Raw genomic sequence first — 19793 nt, forward strand, 5'->3', positions numbered from 1 at the left:
ATTATTTCTTAGTAACATCTCTGAAAATAGCTTCCAGATTTTTGCTCTTCAAATTAAGCTGTAACGTTTTAAGTCCGTTGTCGTGGGCGAAATCAAAAATTGCAGGACGCATATCTTTTGAAGTTGAAAAAGTCAGCTCCCAGGTCATATCATGCGTATTGGTTAAAGTAACCAGGTTTGGTAACGACCTTAATAGTTGCTCTTCTACAGTATGGTCAAATTCAACTTCAATAACCTGCTCCTCTTCATTTTTAAGATTAGTCAGTTTTTTGTCTGTAACAATCTTTCCATGATTAATAATAATGACACGGTCGCAAATAGCTTCTACTTCCTGCATAATATGCGTAGATAAGAAAACGGTTTTGTCTTTTCCGATATTTTTAATCAAATCTCTGATTTCTACCAATTGGTTTGGGTCAAGACCCGTTGTAGGTTCGTCTAAAATCAAAACATCCGGATTGTGAAGCAGGGCTGTTGCCAGACCAACACGCTGGCGGTAACCTTTAGACAATTGCCCTATTTTCTTATGGCTTTCAGGAGTCAGGCCGGTCATCGTAATTACTTCCTCAATTCTTGATTTGGCAACTTTATACACATCGGCATTGAAAGCCAGGTATTCACGCACATACAAATCAAGATACAAAGGATTGTGTTCAGGCAGATAACCAACAGATTTTTGTACTTCCTTTTGTGCCGTTGAAACGTCAAATCCATTTACAGAAGCCTGTCCTTCATCAGCAGTAATAAAGGTAGTAAGGATTTTCATCAACGTTGATTTTCCGGCACCATTTGGTCCCAGAAAGCCCACGATTTCACCTTTTTGGATAGAAAAGGAAATAGTATCCAAAGCTTTTTGCTCTCCGTAATTTTTTGAAATGGAAGTGACTTCGATTGACATGATTCTTGATTTTGAACAAAAGTAATAAATTGGATAATTAAAACGTGTATATGTTCGTTGAATTGCATAGCGGGAAAATTAAACTCCTTTTGAACTATTACTCAAACGTTATAGCTGAAATTTTTCTTAAAAAAAGTTTCAATTTGTAAAACGTAAAACAAAAATTTCTACTTTAGCCGAATAGCAAGACAAAAAAATGCAAAACAACCGTTTTTATTTTAGCAACTCTTTTTACTTCTGGAAACAGGAAAGGGATTGTCGTGTTGTTATCTAAATAGAAATTATTTAAAATCAATAATAGTAAATCCCGATGCAAATCGGGATTTTTTTTTGCCTAAACTTATGGAAACAAAAATTGCAATTCAGGGAATCAGAGGCTCATTCCACCATCAGGTTGCTAAAGAATATTTTGGTGAAAATCTGGAGCTGGATGAATGCATGTCGTTTGATACTTTAGTTAACAGCCTGGTCGAAAACAAAACACAGCATGCCGTAATGGCTTTGGAGAATTCGATTGCAGGTTCCATCATACCTAATTATGCGTTAATAGACAGGAATAACCTTCACATTATTGGAGAGCATTATCTGAATATCAATATGAACCTGATGGTATTGAAAGGCCAAAAAATAGAAGACATAAAAGAAGTTCATTCACATCCAATCGCTTTGCTGCAATGTGGAGAGTTTTTTAAAAAATATCCCCATATAAAATTAGTTGAAAGTGGTGATACGGCTGAAACGGCACATCGGATTCAGGAAAACCAATTGAAGAAGATTGCTGCTGTCGCAAGTCCGATTGCTGCTGAAATGTTTGGCCTGGATATTCTGGCTTCCGGAATCCATACCATAAAAAGTAATAAGACGCGGTTTGTAATCTTAAAGACGCAGAACAAGGTTTTGCCAAAATCGGAAATCAATAAAGCCTCCATAAAATTTGAATTGGACGACACACCCGGCAGCCTGGCTACAATTTTAAATGTTATGAACAATTGCAAATTAAACCTGACAAAAATCCAGTCGATGCCCATTATTGAAACACCCTTTCAATATTCCTTTTTTGTGGATGTGACTTTTGAAAAGTACAAACATTATGAAAAGGCAAAATCAATAGTAGAATTGATGACCACGCATTTTAAAGTTTTAGGAGAATACAGAAAAGGAGATACAATTTAAATCGCGAAAAGATGACAGAGGATATTTTAACGGTAGAAAAAATAGAAAATAAAGGATTTGCTAAACGATTGGAAACGGTTGAAGAGTATTATTTTTCTACAAAACTGCGACAAGTCCGCCAAATGATTTCGGAAGGAAAGCCCGTGCTGAACATGGGGATAGGCAGCCCCGATTTAACACCACCCCCAAAAGCAATAGAAGCTATGGTTAAGGCTCTTGGAGATGAAAAAGCACATGAATATCAAAGCTATCAGGGATTGCCGGAATTGAGAAAAGGAATAGCCGATTTTTACAAATCTCAATTTGATGTGGCATTAGACCCCAATATTGAAATTTTACCCTTAATGGGTTCCAAAGAAGGAATAATGCATATTTCATTAGCCTTTTTGAATGAAGGAGATGAGGTGCTGATACCAGACCCGGGATATCCAACCTATTCATCTGTCACAAACCTTGTTGGAGCAAAATCTGTTTTTTATGATTTGAAAGAACAGAACAACTGGATGCCGGATTTGGAAGCTCTGGAAAGTAGAGATTTATCAAAAGTCAAGTTGATGTGGATTAATTATCCGCATATGCCAACCGGAACTGGTGGTAGTCTTGAACTTTTCGAAAGGCTGGTTGCTTTTGCAAAAAGACATCACATTGTTTTGGTCAACGATAATCCATACAGTTTTGTGCTGAATGATAATCCGATTTCGATTTTTCAGATAGAAGGAGCCAAAGAAGTCGCTTTGGAATTAAATTCTTTGAGCAAAACTTTTAATATGTCCGGTTGGCGAATAGGAATGGTTTCCGGAAAACAGGAGTTCATCGATGCCATCCTAAAAATAAAAAGTAATATGGACAGCGGCATGTTTTACGGTATCCAAAAAGGAGCAATCGAAGCTTTGAAATTAGGAAGCGAATGGTTTGATTCCCAAAACAAGATATATAAAAGAAGAAGAAAATTAATTTTTCAATTGGCAGAAAAACTAGGCTGTACCTTTAATAAAGAAGCTGTTGGCATGTTTGTATGGGCAAAATTACCTTTTGGGAATCGGTCTTCTGAAACATTTATCGATACATTTTTAATTGAAAAAAACATTTTCCTTACACCGGGAACCATTTTTGGAAAGAATGGTGAGGGATACATCCGTTTTTCGTTATGTATCCGGGAAGAAAAAATTCAGGAAGCAATTGATAGGCTGGCCTGATAAGCCTGAAAAATAAAATAACTAATTTTGGCATGAGCCGAAAAACTCAAGATAAAATGAAAAATTCAAAAGAATTAAGAACATGGCTGGACGATTTCAAATTGTCACATCCATTAATAATTGCAGGACCTTGCAGTGCGGAAACCGAAGAACAGGTATTAAAAATAGCTCATGAATTGAAAGATTCTGATGTTAGTATTTACAGGGCTGGAATCTGGAAACCCAGAACCCGACCGGGAAGTTTTGAAGGTGTTGGAGCGGTAGGTTTAAAATGGCTGCAGAAAGCCAAAGCAGAAACGGGTCTTTTAATGGCGACAGAAGTAGCCAATGTTGCACACGTCCAATTGGCTTTGGAACATGATATAGATGTTTTATGGATAGGGGCAAGAACTACTGTAAACCCTTTTGCAGTACAGGAAATTGCAGATGCTTTAAAAAATACAGACAAAATTGTTTTAGTAAAAAACCCTGTAAACCCTGATTTGGCTTTGTGGCTTGGAGGGATTGAACGCCTTTACAATGCAGGAATCAAAAAACTGGGCGTCATCCACAGAGGCTTTTCCACTTATGAAAAAACAAAATACAGAAACATACCGGAATGGCAATTGGCAATAGAATTGCAGAATCGTTTTCCGGATTTGCCTATAATTTGTGACCCCTCACACATTACCGGCAAGCGTGAAATGATTCAGGAAGTTTCGCAACAGGCTTTAGACTTGAATTATGACGGACTAATAATTGAAACCCATAATGACCCGGATAATGCATGGAGCGATGCCGAACAGCAGGTCACTCCGGAAAAATTAAAAGAAATTTTCAAAAATCTGAAAGTAAGGAAAGAAACAGAAGACGGTTCAGACTATAATCAGAGGCTGGACAGGCTCCGTTTGGATATAGACGAGTATGATGCAAAAATCCTTGAGATTTTAGGAAAAAGAATGAAGGTTGCCGATAAGATTGGAGCCTTAAAAAAAGAAAAAAACGTAGCCGTCCTTCAAAACAAAAGATGGAATGAGATTTTGGGCAAAATGATATTGGAGGGCGAAGAAAAAGGTTTGAGCGAAGAATTTATTTTAAAGATATTCAAAGCAATCCACCAGGAAAGTATCAGTCACCAGGAAAAAATTATTAACGGATAAAAGTGAGTTCTAAATTTAAATGATGAAATTACATTGTTCCGTTGTAAAACAGTAATTTTGTCGTTTAAATTTAATAAAATCAGGAAAACTGAAGTGAATGACAGGAACCGTTTATAAATCTACCGGAAGCTGGTATACCGTGAAATCCGAAAGCGGAGACTTTATCGAATGCAGGATTAAAGGCAAATTCCGGATGAAAGGAATCAAAAGTACCAATCCTATCGCAGTAGGCGATATAGTCGATTATGAACTCGATAAGAGTTCTGATAAAATCACGGGAACGATTCATAATATCCACGACCGTAAGAATTATATAGTCCGTAAGTCGGTTAACCTTTCAAAGCAGGTTCATATTATTGCATCCAATATAGATCAGGTATTTTTGTTGGTTACCATAAATAATCCACCCACAACAACCAGTTTTATTGACCGGTTTCTGGTTACTGCCGAAGCCTATGGCATAGAAACTATTTTGGTTTTTAATAAAATAGACACCTATGATGAGGCAATGCTTGACGAGCAGCTGTACCTGCAATATGTATATTCCAATATAGGATATCAATGCCTGAGAGTTTCTTCAACAGAAGGAAAAGGAGTAGAAAAGCTGAAAGAAATGATGATAGGTAAGGTTTCAATGTTTTCCGGGCATTCAGGTGTTGGGAAATCAACTCTTGCGAATGCCTTAGAACCAACACTGCACCTTAAGACCTCCGTAATTTCGGAACAAAGCAGACAAGGACAACATACTACTACCTTTGCAGAAATGTATGATTTGTCATTTGGAGCAAGAATTATTGATACACCGGGAATCAAAGGCTTTGGTATTGTAGATATGGAAAAATCGGAAGTCAGCGGTTATTTCCCTGAGTTTTTTGCTTTGCAGGACCAATGCAAATTCAACAATTGCCTTCACAAGGAAGAACCGCATTGTGCCGTTAAAGAAGCATTAGAAAAGGATGAAATTGCCTGGTCACGCTACAGAAGCTATCTGCAAATACTCGAAGGCGACGAAGAACATTATCGTACTGACGACTACGCCGACGAGAAAGCAGGAAACTAGATTAGTGGATAGTTGATAATCTATAGTCGATAGTTATGAAGTAGATAAGTCAAAAGGCGGAAGTCTTAAGGTCAAAAGACAAATGTCATAGAGATTGTCATAAACTACCCACTGTCAACTATCCACTACCAACTATCCATTATCCACTATAAACTGTCCACTATAAACTATCCACTAAATGAAAGCCGTTATTCAAAGAGTTTCCCATGCCTCGGTAACCATAGAAGGAGAAAAAGTAAGCGAAATACAATCAGGACTGTTGGTTCTGGTTGGATTTGAAGATTCCGATACCCAGGAAGACATTCAGTGGCTTTCGGCAAAAATTGCCAACCTTCGCATTTTTGGTGATGAGGATGATGTCATGAACCTATCTATTAAAGATATTGGCGGGGATATTATTATTGTTAGCCAGTTCACATTGCATGCCGCTACTAAAAAAGGAAACCGTCCGTCTTATATAAAAGCGTCAAAGCCAGATGTGGCCATTCCTTTGTATGAGAACTTTATCAGCCAGATGGAAGCAGATTTGGGCAAAAAAGTTCAGACAGGAAAGTTTGGCGCCGACATGAAAGTGGCATTACTTAATGATGGCCCGGTTACCATCGTAATCGATACAAAAAATAAAGAATAGGCTAGGAAATCAGTTTTATTATTTTATTTTTGGAAAAATTTAACATTTAATGAAAAATTTACTTTTCCCCCTCACTATTGTTTTATTTTTCACAACAATAGCTGTTGCACAGGACCTTGAGTATACAGTTGCGAACATTCCTGCAGAACTTAAAGAAAACGCGAACGCTGTTATTCGTTTGGACCAAAAAAACATTGTTATTTCTTCCAGAAAGTCAATGATAATGACTAATAAAAGAATAGTAACTGTTCTTAATGAAAACGGATTGTCCTATATGGGGCTTTATGAATATTTTTCAGGTAGAGAGCGTGTCAAATCTATTGAGGCACAATTCTATAATGCATTTGGGAAAGAAATAAAAAAAGTAAAAAGAAAAGACTTTAAAGAAAATTCAGTTTCTGAAGGTTCAATCATAACAGACAATAAGTTGCTGCATTATGATTATACTCCTACTGAATACCCTTTCACAGTAGTTTTTTCAAGTGAGACAGAAACGTCTAATACGGCCTTTATTCCAAGATGGTATCCGGTTCCTGGTTTTTCTGTAAGCATAGAAAAGGCGAATTTAAATGTAAAAGTAGCGGCTGATTTAGGCTTCAAATACAAGGAATTCAATATGCTGGACAATCATAATATTATAAAGGAGGTTAAGACAGATGGAGTTTCTTTTACTGCAAATAATATGCAGGCTTACAAAACAGAGGATTATTCTCCTTCATTTGATTCCTATACGCCTAATGTAATGATGGGATTGGATTATTTTCATTTGGAAGGAGTTGATGGAAATGCAAAAAGTTGGTTGGAAATGGGAAAATGGTTTACGGATAAAATTTTGATAGGAACATCCGAGTTGTCAGATGAAACTAAAGTTAAAATTAAAACTTTAATAGGAAATGAAGAAGACCCATTGAAAAAAGCCAAAATAGTATATGGATATGTCCAGGAAAAAGTCAGGTATGTTAGTATTCAAGAAGGAATTGGAGGTTGGAAGCCAATGTTGGCAAAAGACGTTGATAGATTAGGTTATGGTGATTGTAAAGCTTTAACCAACTATACAAAATCACTTTTAGATGTAGTTGGTGTTGAGTCTTATTATGTACGGCTATATGGAGATAGGTATAAAAAAAGCGTGATTCCGGATATTGTTTCTATGCAAAGTAACCATGTAATCTTGGCAATTCCTGATAAAGAAAAGTATGTTTGGTTAGAATGTACAAGCCAAATATTACCTTTTGGTTTTCAAGGAGATTTCACGGACGATAGAAATGCACTTGTTCTTAAACCCGAAGGAGGAGAAATTGTCAGGACAAATGTATATGCAACGAAAGATAATACGCAAATTACTAAAGGTAACTATAGCATTTCAGAGGATGGAATGATTTCGGGAAAACTAGAAATTAAATCTAAGGGAATTCAATATGATAAAAAATTAAATATTAATGGAAAATCTATTGATGATTTAAAGAAAATCTATAAAAATTATTTTAATCATATAAATAATTTAAAGGTTGTAAAAACAGATATATTCAATGATAAAGATAATATCGAGTTTACAGAAAAAATTTCTTTAGAAGCGGCAGGATATGCCAATAAGACAGGTAATAGATTGGTTTTTGCGTTAAATGCATACAATCCATCATTTTCTGTTCCCCAACGTTATCGAAACAGAACTAACCCGTTTGAAATTTCAAGAGGATATTATGATTATGATGAGGTCACTATAGATTTGCCAAAAAGTTTTGTTATTGAGGCAAAGCCTGAAGACGTAGAAATAAAAAGTGTTTTTGGGGAATATAAAACAGAATATGTCATTTTGAATGAAAGTCAATTAATTTATAAAAGAATATATCAAATAAATCCCGGATTATACGACAAAAAAGACTACGAAAATTTCCGAAAATTCAGAGAGCAGATTGCCAAAAATGATAACGCAAAAATAGTACTCGTTAAAAACTAATAGACCGACAACCATGAAAAAAAACATTTTTACAATTTGTTTTGTACTGTTTGCTTTAAACCTGTTTGCACAGAAAAAATACGAACTGGGAAAAGTAACTGTAGAGGAATTAAAAGAGAAAGTACATCCTAAAGATACATCAGCAGTAGCGGCAATCCTGTTTAAAAAAGGGAATACCTATCTTGATTATGATATGGATGGAAATTGGGTAGCTGTTACGGAAGTCGCAACAAAAATTAAGATATATAAAAAAGAAGGTTATGAGTTTGCCAACGAACAAATACCTTATTATACAGGTGGAAAGCAAATAAGATTGTTTTTTGACGATGCCGTAACCTATAACCTGGTTGGCGATAAGGTTGAAAAAACAAAGCTGAAGAGTGATGGGGAATTTACAGAAAGAGTCAATGAAATTTTCAGCGTAAAAAAAATAACCATGCCTAACGTGAAGGAAGGAAGTGTCATAGAGTATAAATATACAATAAGAACACCTTATCTGACTTCTCTTAACGACTGGTATTTTCAATATCCTATTCCGGCAGATTATGTAGAATATAAAATTGCCATACCGCAATACTTTAATTATAGCGTTTTTATGAAAGGCTATCTCAAGGTTAACAAAAAACCTTCGGTAGTGGCATCAGCAGCAGCCAAAAAATTTAATGAATTGGTAACGGTTTATACAATTGAGAATGTAAAAGCATTAAAGGAAGAATCATATGTCAATAATATTGATAATTACAGATCTATGCTGCAATTTGAACTGGCCTCTACAGATTTTCCAAATCAGGGGCTGAAAAATTATGCAGCAGATTGGGCATCAGTAACCAAGAATATCTATGAACATAAAGATTTTGGAGATGAGCTAAACTATAAATCCTATTTTGAAAAAGATATTGAACCAATCATAAAAGGCGTTACATCGAGAGAAGAAAAAATAAAACTAATTTTCGACTATGTTAAGACCAGAATGAACTGGAATGAAAAGAACAGTTATTATTGTAATGTTGGGGTGAAAAAAGCATATGCAGAGAAAGTAGGAAATGTGGCTGAAATTAACCTGATGCTTGTAGCAATGCTGAGATATGCAGAACTTAAGGCTAATCCGGTATTAATCAGCACACGCTCAAACGGAATTGCGGTATATCCTGCACCGTCAGCCTATAATTATGTTATTGCCGGAGTTGAGCTTGACAATAATCAGCAAATACTGTTAGACGCCACATCAAAAAATGCCTTGCCTAATATTTTGCCATTTCGGGCATTAAATTGGCTTGGAAGAATGATAAGAAACGACAAGACCTCTATAGAAGTAGACCTTGCCCCTAAAAGCAACTCTAAAGAAATAGTCAATGTCATTGCGGCAATTGATGAAGAAGGTAAAGTTGAAGGAAAAATCAGGGCGCAATATTTTGACTACAATGCTTATGGTTTTAGAGAAATTCATTTAAAAACCTCGAAAGACAAGTACCTCGAAGAAATGGAAAAGCGTTATGGCGGGGTTGAAGTTGGAGAATACACAACAACTAACGACAATGATTTATTAAAACCTATTATAGAAACCTTTAGTTTTGTCAATAATAACTTGGCAGACCGTATCGGAAATAAAATTTATTTCTCGCCAATGCTTCATTATGCAAGACATGAAAATCCGTTTAAGGATGAGGTAAGAGAATTTCCGGTAGATTTTATGTTTCCATATCAGGACAAGTACTCATATACGATCACTATTCCTAAAGGATATGAAGTGGAGTCGATGCCGGAGCCTATTGCAATCTATATGGAAAGTAACATAGGTTCTTTCAAATACAACATTATAAAAACGGCAAATCAGGTTCAGGTCACCACAATATTGGATATGAATTATTCTAATATTCCGCCGGATTATTATCATACGCTAAGAGATTTCTATAAGAAAATGCTGGAAAAACAAAATGAAAAAGTAGTACTTAAAAAAGTATAACCTATGGAAATAAAAAATGCACAGCTTCAGGTTGACAACTGGATAAAAGAACACGGAGTTCGCTATTTTAATGAACTTACAAATATGGCACAACTCACTGAAGAAGTTGGAGAAGTAGCCCGTATCATAGCCCGTCGTTATGGTGAACAGTCAGAAAAAGAATCAGATAAAAACAAAGACCTGGGTGAAGAATTAGCCGATGTGGTTTTTGTGGTTTTGTGTCTGGCAAATCAAACCGGAATTAATCTTCAGGAAGCTTTTGATAAAAAAATGGACTTAAAATCAAACAGAGATAAGGACCGACACAAGAATAACGAAAAACTCAAATAGCAAATCAATATAAAATGAATCTAAGTCTAAAGCCAGCAACCTGCACTGTCAAATCTGAAATTTCGATAACAGGATCCAAGTCAGAAACCAACAGGTTACTACTGCTACAGGCTTTATATCCTGCGATTGTTCTCAAAAACACTTCAAATTCTGATGATTCTGAAGTGATGACCAAAGCACTCAATACAAAAGATTCAGTAATAGATGTACATCATGCCGGAACGGCAATGCGGTTTCTGACGGCCTATTTTGCAACTCAGGAGAATAGGGAAGTCACCCTGACCGGCTCGTCAAGAATGAAAGAACGCCCCATTAAAATTTTAGTTGATGCCCTGAACCAGCTTGGAGCTTCTATTACCTACGAAGAGAAAGAAGGTTTTCCGCCAATTAAAATCAATGGACAGCAGCTTTCTAAAAATAAGGTTTCGCTTCCGGCCAATATCAGCAGCCAGTATATTTCGGCTTTGCTGTTAATCGCACCTAAACTTGAAAATGGGTTGGAACTTCAATTAGAAGGAAAAATAACATCAGTACCTTACATCAAAATGACTTTGGCGCTGTTGGAGGAAATTGGCGTTGAAACAAATTTTAAAGAGAATACAATTACAATTCAGTCCAAAAAAGAAATTCAGGCACGCCAACTCACGGTAGAATCAGATTGGAGTTCGGCTTCCTATTTTTATGCGATAGCCGCTTTGTCTGAAACAGGAACAGAAATAAAACTCTCCAGCTACAAGAAGCATAGTCTTCAAGGCGATTCGGTATTGGCAGAGATTTATAGAAAATTTGGAGTAGACACAATTTATGAAGGCAACTCCATTATCCTAAAAAAGAGTACGGCCAGGATTGCGGAAACCCTGAAGCTGAATTTGAATGACTCACCGGATATTGCCCAGACAATTGCCGTGACCTGTTTCGGATTGGGAATAACATGTCATTTGTCGGGATTGCATACGCTAAAAATCAAAGAAACAGACCGTCTGGAAGCTTTAAAAACCGAACTCGAAAAATTGGGTGCTGTAATAAAAGTAACCCAGGACACCTTAGAATTAGGCAAGTCAGAAGAAATAAAATCAGGTGTTTCAATAACCACCTATGATGACCACAGAATGGCGATGGCCTTTGCGCCTTTAGCATTAAAGGTTCCAATAATCATAAAAGATGCCGGGGTAGTTTCAAAATCCTATCCTCATTTTTGGGAAGATATAATGAGCATTGGTTTTCAGATGAGTGAAATCTAAAATCCCAATGTTTATAGGCTTCAACACTTTGCGCTGTAACCAACATGAAAATTTCTGACTAAATAAAAGCAAAAACACTTGACAACGCCTATCGTACCATCGTATATTTGCAGCCGGTTTAAAATTTAGGGCCTTCAGAAAGCCGGTTTTATACCTCAAATCAAAATCCTATTATGAAATTATCACACTTCAATTTCAATTTACCGAAAGAACTTTTGGCGGAATATCCGGCAGAAAACAGAGACGAATCCCGTCTGATGGTAGTAAACAGAAAAACTAAAACTATTGAACACAAGATGTTCAAAGACATAATCGATTATTTCGAAGAAGGTGACGTAATGGTACTGAACAATACCAAGGTTTTCCCTGCAAGACTTTATGGGAATAAAGAAAAAACAGGAGCCAGAATCGAAGTTTTCTTGTTGAGAGAATTAAATGCCGAGCAAAGACTTTGGGACGTTTTGGTTGACCCGGCCCGTAAAATCAGAATTGGTAACAAACTATATTTTGGAGACGATGACTCATTAGTTGCAGAGGTTATCGATAATACGACTTCAAGAGGAAGAACACTTCGTTTTCTTTACGACGGTTCTTACGAAGAATTCAGAAACAAGCTGACAGAGCTTGGAGAAACTCCAATCCCAAAATACATCAACCGTGAAGTGACTCCGGAAGATGCAGAACGCTACCAGACAATTTATGCCAAAGAAGAAGGAGCGGTAGCTGCACCAACAGCAGGTTTGCACTTTTCAAAACATTTATTGAAAAGGTTGGAAATCAAAGGAATTGATTTTGCTGAAGTAACGTTGCACGTCGGATTAGGAACTTTCAACCCGGTTGAGGTAGAAGACCTTTCCAAACACAAAATGGATTCTGAAGAATTGAAAATTACTCAGGAAGCCTGCGATATCGTTAATAAAGCAAAAGCAAACAAGAAAAAAGTATGCGCTGTAGGAACTACCTCAATGCGTGCGATTGAAAGTTCGGTTTCTTCTGCAAAAACATTAAATCCATACGATGGCTGGACAAATAAATTTATTTTCCCTCCGCATGATTTTAGTATTGCAGACTGCATGATTACTAACTTCCACACACCAAAATCAACTCTTTTAATGATGATTTCGGCTTTCACAGGACATGACCTTATGAAAAAAGCATACGAAGAAGCCATCAAAGAAGGATACAGATTCTATTCTTATGGTGATGCCATGCTAATTCTGTAATCAGAATTTTTAACTATAAAAAATCAAAATCTCGTCAGTAATGACGAGATTTTTTATTTTCATGTAATCAACTAATCATCCCAATCCCTGGCTAAAAATTGCTTCACACAAGTTCTCTCAAAAATCCGCGTTAATCCGCGGAATCCGTTTCAATCCGCGTCCAAACAAATTCGTCCCTTAACCAAAAAAACAATATAATCTCTTCCATTCGGCATCCAAAAACCTACTTTTTTCTAACTTCAAACCAATCACCACACTACTCAAATCTTTCCAAAATCAATCTTTTTTCCTATTTTTACGCCCATCTAAAAAACAACCAATGACCTTTCAAAATACCCGCGAATTTGCACAAGAACTGGATTCGCAAGACAAACTGCACCACTATAGAAATGAGTTTCTTTTTCCACAGGTAAATGGAAGGAAAGTAATCTATTTTACAGGAAACTCTTTAGGATTGCAGCCTAAAAGAACCAAAGCCTATGTAGATGAAGTCATGGATGATTGGGCAAAGCTGGCTGTAGAGGGGCATTTCTATGCAGAAAAGCCGTGGTGGGATTACCATGAAAGATTTGCGGCACCCTTAAGCAAAATTGTAGGAGCGCTTCCGTCTGAAGTTTCCGTGATGAATACCCTGACGGTAAACCTTCACCTTCTGATGGTATCTTTCTATCGCCCAACCGAAAAGAAATACAAAATACTTTGTGAGGCAAAAGCCTTTCCAAGTGACCAATACATGTTGCAAAGCCAGGTGCGTTTTCACGGTTACAATCCGGATGACGCTATCGTAGAACTGCAAAGAAGAGAAGGAGAACACAACATCCGTCTCGAAGATATACTTGCCAAAATTGAAGAATTAGGAGAAGAAATAGCTTTGGTATTGATCGGAGGTGTAAACTATTATACCGGACAGGTATTCGATATTAAGACCATAACAGAAGCCGGACACAAAGTCGGAGCCTATGTAGGCTGGGATTTGGCACATGCTGCCGGAAACATAAAACTCGAATTGCACGACTGGGATGTAGATTTTGCAGCCTGGTGCAGTTATAAATACATGAATTCAGGCCCTGGAAATGCTTCAGGATGTTTCGTCCATGAAATGCACCACGACAACTACGAACTTAATCGTTTTGCCGGATGGTGGGGTCACAACAAAGAAAGGCGCTTCCTGATGGAGCCAAAATTTTCTCCTGAAACCGGAGCAAACGGTTGGCAGATAAGCAACCTTCCTATATTGTCTTTAGCGCCTTATTTGGCTTCGGTCGAAATGTTTGCAGAAGTAGGAATGGATGCCCTCATTGAAAAACGAAATAAGATGACTTCCTATCTGGAATTTATCCTGCATGAAATCGACAAAGAAGTCGACAGTACATTTGAAATCATTACTCCGGAAAATCAGGAAGAAAGAGCCTCCCAATTATCCGTGTTCCTGCATGGCGAAGGACGAACCCTGTTTGACTATCTGATGAAAAACGGTGTCATAACAGACTGGAGAGAACCAAACGTAATCCGTTTAGCACCGGTTCCGTTATATTGCTCTTTCGAAGACATGTATGAATTCGGACAGATATTGAAGCAAGGAATACTATCTCACAAATAAAAAGCAAAGAGCCGATTTGTTTCGGCTTTCAAAAAATAAATCATGACAAAAGAACAAATTATAAAAAACTTTGACCCAAGTCAGCCGGGTTTGGCAGATGCCAGCATCTTTGGACTTCCATTTTCTGCCGAAGACAGTGAAATCATTATCATTCCTGTGCCTTGGGAAGTAACGGTGAGTTATGGAGCAGGAGCTTCAGAAGGTCCTGATGCCATTTTGGATGCATCGTTTCAGGTAGATTTACACCATCAGGAATTTCCGGAATTATGGAAACTGGGAATCTATCTTGACCAAACCGAGCAGACAGAAAAATGGGCAAAGGAAAGCGAAAAGTATAAAAGTTTGGCACAGCCTATAATCGAGGCTCTGGAAAGTGGCGAGGTTATCGAAAGCCTTCCGGGATTGCAGTCAGACCTGGATAAAATCAATAAGGTTTGTAAAAATCTGAAAGAAGAAGTAAAGGAAAGAGTATTGTACTGGACTAAAAAAGGCAAAAAAGTAGCCCTTTTAGGTGGTGACCACTCTACACCATTAGGCTACTACGAAGCGCTGGCCACTCAACATAATGAGTTTGGCTTACTGCATCTGGATGCCCACATGGATTTGAGAATTGCCTACGAAGGCTTTACTTATTCTCATGCCTCAATTATGTACAATGCCTTACAAATTCCAGAAATTACCAAAATTGTACAGGTAGGAATACGCGATTTCTGCCAGCAGGAAGTGGAAACGGCTTTCGAACAAGGAAATCGTGTGTTGGTTCATACCGATATGGATTTAAAAGCGGAGACGTTTACAGGCAAAACCTGGGAACAGCAGTGCGAAGCTATTATTGCAGCGCTTCCGCAAAAAGTAGCCATCAGTTTTGATATTGACGGTATGTATCCATGGTATTGCCCAAATACGGGAACACCGGTTCCGGGCGGATTCTCTTTTGAACAGGCCGCTTATCTTTTAAGCAAGCTGGGAGAAAGCGGTAAGGAAATTATCGGGTTTGATTTGGTAGAAGTAGCTCCGGGGGATGATGATTGGGACGGGAACGTTGGAGCCAGAATGCTTTTCCATATGTGTGGTGTTTTAGCCAAAAATAATGGACTTCCGGTAGGACAAAAGATTAAATTCAACAGATAAGAATTGAAAAGCGGGCTAATAGCCCGCTTTTTTGTTTAAGGTAAATTCGCAATAAAAGGTGCTTTTTTAAGGAATGCTTTATCACTTAGTTGTCCAATAAGAAAATCCGCCAGACTTGCAGCACTGATTTTATCACCCGGACAATCTTCAAGATTCACCGCAACCGGAGTTTTTTCATCAACAAGCTCAATTTGCGGAAGTCGCACTAAAGTCCAGTTTAGCTCACTTTTGGCTAAAAGCTCATATTCCAATTGTTTGTTTGTTGTTGACACCGGAAAGTTTTCATACATCCAGTTAGTAGCAAATGTTGCTTTTTGTCCTTTTCTGTCAGACGGAGTGTTGACATTCAATCCGGTCGTTACAATATAACGTTGCATATTGAAATGTTGCATCGCCTCAAGAATGTTGGTTGTCGCTTTGCTAAATAAAGTAGGTTCGCTGGGAGGAATGCCTAATCCCAGAGTGCTGATTACGGCATCGCAACCTTTTATTACGTGGACTATTGAATTATAATCAGAAACATCACCAATAATAACTTCTACATTGGGATAATCCGATTGAAAATTCTTTGGGTTTCGTAACAGAAGCTTGAAAGTATAGCCCTGATTGATTAATGCTCTGACGAGGTATTTGCCGGATTTTCCGGTACCGCCAATGACGGCTATTTTTATATCTTGTTTCATTTTGTTCTTTATAAAATTTTGAAAATAGTAACTTAGCCTGAAATTATCACTTTTGGATAAACAGGCCGGCAAAAGCATAAGCTCTCGCTAAAATCAATATTTTATAAAGAGATTTTAATAAGACAAATGTAGAAGGTAGTTATAACTTATACAAGCAAATTAAAAACTTTTGCCTTAATACTCAATAGAATGGAAATCATAGAAAACAATATTCCGATAGAAATCTATCGGGAACTTCGTGTAAAATCGGGACTCTCAGGTAAAGATATAGAAGCTGCAACAATAGGACTCCAAAATTCGGTTTATTCCGTCATGATAAAAAAAGAAGAAACAATCGTAGGCATGGGACGGATTATTGGCGATGGAGGATGCTTCTGCCAGGTTGTAGACATTTGTGTGCTTCCGGAATGCCAGGGGCAAGGTATAGGAAAAATAATTATGGAACAGATATCCAATTTCATACAAACTCAATTGCCAAAATCGTGCTATGTAAGTTTATTGGCTGATGGTAATGCCAATCATTTGTATGAAAAATTTGGTTTTAAGGACACCTTGCCACATTCCAGAGGTATGGCTCTGAAAGTTGTATAGTAATCCGCTTTTAGTACTATAACATGAGTAAGGCAATAATCATAGAGAAGTTAGATATAGGCAGTTTGTTTGAAAAAACGGTGACAGTCGAAAGAAATCAATTTCTGAAAAAAGGTGGCAGTGCAGATACTCATATTTATTTTATAGAGAGCGGAAGCCTGAGAATTTTTATTACAGATGGAGGAGAAGAACGTATTATTCGTTTCGGATATCAAAATAATATTATCGTTGCACTCGATTCATTCTTTACACAAAAACCATCAGATTTTTATATACAGGCAATCAAAAAAACAACAGTCAAAATTATTTCCAAAGAAAAGTTCATGACTTTCATTAACAGTAATCCGGAAAATCTTAAGATTTGGCTTGAAATATTGGAAGATTTGGTACTGCAGCAAATTGAAAGAGAAAAAGACCTTTTGGTCCAATCACCGCGGGAGCGTTATGAAAGAGTTCTTAAACGGAGCCCGCGATTGTTTCAGGAAATCCCCAACAAACATATTGCGAACTATCTGCGTATGACGCCCGAAACCTTATCCAGGCTCAAAAAATCTTGAGTTCAATCAAGAATTTTTTTTCAGGTTCCTAAGAACTTTGTCCTAAAAAAATGAAGATTGAAACATCCCAACTGCTACAGCAACTCACTGCACAGGTAAAAAATCATATGCAATATGCCGAATCACTTGAAAAACAATCGGAAAAATCACTTAACGCCAGACTAACGCCAGATAGCTGGAGCGTTTTAGAATGTATCGAACACCTCAATCGATATGGCAAATTCTACCTGCCTGAAATTGAAAAACGAATCAATGCATCCCATTCCGGGCCGGAACTACAATTTAAAAGCGGGCTATTAGGGAATCATTTCGCAGAAAGCATGCTCCCGAAAGCAAAGCTAAACAGAATGAAAACTTTTAAAAATATGAATCCGATTCACAGTAAATTGGACAGGAACGTACTCCTAACATTTATCAATCAGCAAAACAAACTGCTTACTTTGCTTGCAGATGCAGAAAAAGTGAGCCTTAACAAAACCAAAACCAGTATCAGTATATCAAATTTGATTAAGTTAAAATTAGGTGACACATTCCGGTTTCTTATTTATCATAATGAAAGACATATTCAACAGTCACAAAAAGTTTTACAGACTACCGGACTCTAAATTTTGATTTTAAGAAAAGTTATAAAGCACTGATAAGAAAAAGTTAAAGTGATTATTTTTTGTTGATTGTGAAATTACGGCATGAAGTTTGTCTGATGTGTTGCAAAATAATATAAACAGTTATGAAAACGTTTAAAAGCTCAAACAAAATGAAACAGATTTTCTCTTTAAAAACACTATTGCTATTGCTTGGTTTTGCCTTGCTTTCAACACAGGCAAAAGCAGATAAAATACGAATGACCATCAAAGAAGAATTGGCAAGCTGTACGGGTGTCGCTCCTCAAAACTGCTATCAGGTAAAATATAAAAAGAGTAAAGACTGGGAATTTTTCTACGATCAAATCGAAGGATTCGAATATACACCGGGTTACCGATATGTAATTGACGTGAAGAGAACCAAAAGAAAAAATATTCCGGCAGATGCCAGTGCCTATACCTACAAATTGAAAAAAATCATCAAAAAAGAAAGAATAACAAATGAAGCAGCTACCGAACTGGCTTTCATTACCAAACACAAATGGAACCTGATTCAAATAAACGGAACCATGCCGCCAACTTCATCAGCCTATCTTATTTTCCAGGCCGATGGTAAAAGAATGGGAGGTTCTGCAGGATGTAACAGAATTTCCGGAGGTTTTGAATTGACAAAAGACAAAATCTCTTTCTCAAAAATTGCCAGCACACTAATGGCGTGCCCGGATGAAAACAAAAACAAACTGGAAGGAACTTTATTAAAAATGCTAACCGATACTACTTTCAGATATGACATTGCAGACCAAACCCTAAACCTATACCAGGGAGATAAATTGGTATTGATGTTTGGAATGTCGCCACTGGAATAACAAATCCTTTTTGCAACAAAGCACAACAACCTCCTGGAGCTATTTTTGAGCTTCGGGAGGTTTTTTTATTGAGTGCAATTAGATATTGACTTTTTACGCACATATCTTACCAAATTTAATCGCTTTTGTGGAAAGTCGTAATGAAGTAAAATCAATTCCTTATATGTTTGTTTGGAAACAAGTATTTACAAGTGTTTGTAAATGTTTGTAGTTGAAAATGAATTGTTTATGGAAATTGGGATAGTCATATTTTTCATCATAGTCTTTTTTATAGCCTTTATAAAAAAAGACAGAAAATCATTTGAAATTAGTTCGGAACCTAAAAGAGGGACAAGAGCTGAAAGAAATTTAGTTTCCATACTCAAACATTCCGGAATACCGGAACAGACTATTTTTCACGACCTGTATGTGAAAAAACACAATGGGAATTTTTCTCAGATTGATTTGGTAGTGGCGACCAAAGTGGGAATAATTGTCTTTGAAGTACGCGATTACAATGGCTGGATTTTCGGTACGGGTTACCAGTCTCAATGGCTCCAGATATTAGCAAACGTGCAAAAGAAATACAAATTTGATAATCCCATCATGCAAAATAATAAGCATATTTCGGATTTAAGAAAAACACTCAAGCAATTTGACAACATACCTTTTTATTCCATAATCGTATTCTATGGTGATTGTATATTAAAAGATGTCAGTTTTGTACCTAAAGGAACTTTTTTAGTAAAGCCGGAACGGGTAATTGAAGCCATGAGAATTATCATCGCAAACAACGAACCCGCGCAATACACCAATAAGCATGAAGTGGTAAAAGTGTTGCAGGAAGCCGTGAACAATGGAGAAAGTCCGGAAGTTCAATGGCAGCATATTGAAAATGTGAGGGACATGATGGGTAAGGATAGGATATTTGGATAAAAGGATTTTTATTTTATACGGGAAACCGTAAAGAAGTATTGGAAATTACATATACGTT

Annotated in this window: 19 protein-coding genes; 17 read left to right on the forward strand and 2 right to left on the reverse strand. The window is 37.0% G+C overall.

What is annotated here, in order from left to right; genetic code table 11:
• Position 1: 1 nt before the first annotated feature.
• Positions 2 to 898: a gliding motility-associated ABC transporter ATP-binding subunit GldA gene (gene gldA, locus ASG38_RS14190; RefSeq protein WP_056072363.1), complete on the reverse strand. Its 897-nt coding sequence runs from the start codon at positions 896 to 898 to the stop codon at positions 2 to 4.
• A 342-nt stretch (positions 899 to 1240) separates the two neighbouring features.
• On the opposite strand from gldA, the gene ASG38_RS14195 reads away from it, so the two are divergent.
• From ASG38_RS14195 to ASG38_RS14250, 12 genes are all read left to right on the forward strand, one after another.
• The gene (locus ASG38_RS14195) at positions 1241 to 2071 is read left to right on the forward strand and encodes a prephenate dehydratase (protein ID WP_056072366.1); all 831 of its coding nucleotides are present in this window, start codon (positions 1241 to 1243) and stop codon (positions 2069 to 2071) included.
• Between the two features lie 11 nt (positions 2072 to 2082).
• Entirely contained in the window at positions 2083 to 3267 is a 1185-nt protein-coding gene (locus ASG38_RS14200) for a pyridoxal phosphate-dependent aminotransferase (RefSeq protein ID WP_056072369.1), read from the forward strand.
• Between the two features lie 56 nt (positions 3268 to 3323).
• Positions 3324 to 4406 (forward strand): bifunctional 3-deoxy-7-phosphoheptulonate synthase/chorismate mutase type II, encoded by a 1083-nt coding sequence (locus ASG38_RS14205; protein WP_056072371.1) that lies wholly within the window; start codon positions 3324 to 3326, stop codon positions 4404 to 4406.
• 97 nt (positions 4407 to 4503) lie between these two features.
• Positions 4504 to 5466, forward strand: coding sequence for a ribosome small subunit-dependent GTPase A (rsgA, locus tag ASG38_RS14210; RefSeq protein WP_056072373.1), 963 nt, complete (start codon positions 4504 to 4506; stop codon positions 5464 to 5466).
• Positions 5467 to 5644: 178 nt separating this feature from the next.
• Positions 5645 to 6097 (forward strand): D-aminoacyl-tRNA deacylase, encoded by a 453-nt coding sequence (dtd, locus tag ASG38_RS14215; RefSeq protein ID WP_056072376.1) that lies wholly within the window; start codon positions 5645 to 5647, stop codon positions 6095 to 6097.
• A 49-nt stretch (positions 6098 to 6146) separates the two neighbouring features.
• Positions 6147 to 8054 carry a DUF3857 domain-containing protein gene (locus ASG38_RS14220; RefSeq protein WP_056072379.1) on the forward strand — a complete coding sequence of 636 codons (1908 nt, stop codon included), beginning with the start codon at positions 6147 to 6149 and terminating at the stop codon, positions 8052 to 8054.
• A gap of 13 nt (positions 8055 to 8067) precedes the next feature.
• Positions 8068 to 10017 carry a DUF3858 domain-containing protein gene (locus ASG38_RS14225; protein ID WP_056072381.1) on the forward strand — a complete coding sequence of 650 codons (1950 nt, stop codon included), beginning with the start codon at positions 8068 to 8070 and terminating at the stop codon, positions 10015 to 10017.
• 3 nt (positions 10018 to 10020) lie between these two features.
• Positions 10021 to 10347, forward strand: a complete 327-nt coding sequence (locus ASG38_RS14230; protein ID WP_056072385.1) for a nucleotide pyrophosphohydrolase — start codon at positions 10021 to 10023, stop codon at positions 10345 to 10347.
• Positions 10348 to 10361: 14 nt separating this feature from the next.
• A complete protein-coding gene (gene aroA / locus ASG38_RS14235; protein ID WP_056072388.1) occupies positions 10362 to 11588 on the forward strand; it encodes a 3-phosphoshikimate 1-carboxyvinyltransferase in 1227 nt (408 codons plus the stop codon).
• 173 nt (positions 11589 to 11761) lie between these two features.
• Positions 11762 to 12811, forward strand: a complete 1050-nt coding sequence (gene queA / locus ASG38_RS14240) for a tRNA preQ1(34) S-adenosylmethionine ribosyltransferase-isomerase QueA (RefSeq protein ID WP_056072391.1) — start codon at positions 11762 to 11764, stop codon at positions 12809 to 12811.
• A gap of 319 nt (positions 12812 to 13130) precedes the next feature.
• Entirely contained in the window at positions 13131 to 14411 is a 1281-nt protein-coding gene (gene kynU, locus ASG38_RS14245; RefSeq protein ID WP_056072395.1) for a kynureninase, read from the forward strand.
• Between the two features lie 42 nt (positions 14412 to 14453).
• Positions 14454 to 15542, forward strand: a complete 1089-nt coding sequence (locus tag ASG38_RS14250; protein WP_157486182.1) for an agmatinase family protein — start codon at positions 14454 to 14456, stop codon at positions 15540 to 15542.
• Between the two features lie 35 nt (positions 15543 to 15577).
• On the opposite strand, the gene ASG38_RS14255 is transcribed toward ASG38_RS14250, so the two are convergent.
• Positions 15578 to 16225 carry an NAD(P)-dependent oxidoreductase gene (locus ASG38_RS14255; protein ID WP_056072558.1) on the reverse strand — a complete coding sequence of 216 codons (648 nt, stop codon included), beginning with the start codon at positions 16223 to 16225 and terminating at the stop codon, positions 15578 to 15580.
• Between the two features lie 189 nt (positions 16226 to 16414).
• On the opposite strand from ASG38_RS14255, the gene ASG38_RS14260 reads away from it, so the two are divergent.
• The 5 genes from ASG38_RS14260 to ASG38_RS14280 all read left to right on the forward strand — a co-directional run bounded on the left by ASG38_RS14260 (position 16415) and on the right by ASG38_RS14280 (position 19735).
• On the forward strand, positions 16415 to 16816 hold the full coding sequence (locus ASG38_RS14260) for a GNAT family N-acetyltransferase (protein WP_056072400.1): 402 nt from the start codon (positions 16415 to 16417) through the stop codon (positions 16814 to 16816).
• A gap of 23 nt (positions 16817 to 16839) precedes the next feature.
• The gene (locus tag ASG38_RS14265; RefSeq protein WP_056072403.1) at positions 16840 to 17373 is read left to right on the forward strand and encodes a Crp/Fnr family transcriptional regulator; all 534 of its coding nucleotides are present in this window, start codon (positions 16840 to 16842) and stop codon (positions 17371 to 17373) included.
• A gap of 50 nt (positions 17374 to 17423) precedes the next feature.
• Entirely contained in the window at positions 17424 to 17978 is a 555-nt protein-coding gene (locus tag ASG38_RS14270) for a DinB family protein (RefSeq protein WP_056072406.1), read from the forward strand.
• A 122-nt stretch (positions 17979 to 18100) separates the two neighbouring features.
• Positions 18101 to 18820 (forward strand): DUF4377 domain-containing protein, encoded by a 720-nt coding sequence (locus ASG38_RS14275; protein ID WP_056072409.1) that lies wholly within the window; start codon positions 18101 to 18103, stop codon positions 18818 to 18820.
• A 228-nt stretch (positions 18821 to 19048) separates the two neighbouring features.
• Entirely contained in the window at positions 19049 to 19735 is a 687-nt protein-coding gene (locus ASG38_RS14280) for a nuclease-related domain-containing protein (RefSeq protein WP_162239706.1), read from the forward strand.
• Positions 19736 to 19793 lie beyond the last annotated feature (58 nt).

The organism is Flavobacterium sp. Leaf359, from assembly GCF_001423985.1.
In the GTDB taxonomy this organism is placed as follows: Bacteria; Bacteroidota; Bacteroidia; order Flavobacteriales; family Flavobacteriaceae; genus Flavobacterium; species Flavobacterium lindanitolerans.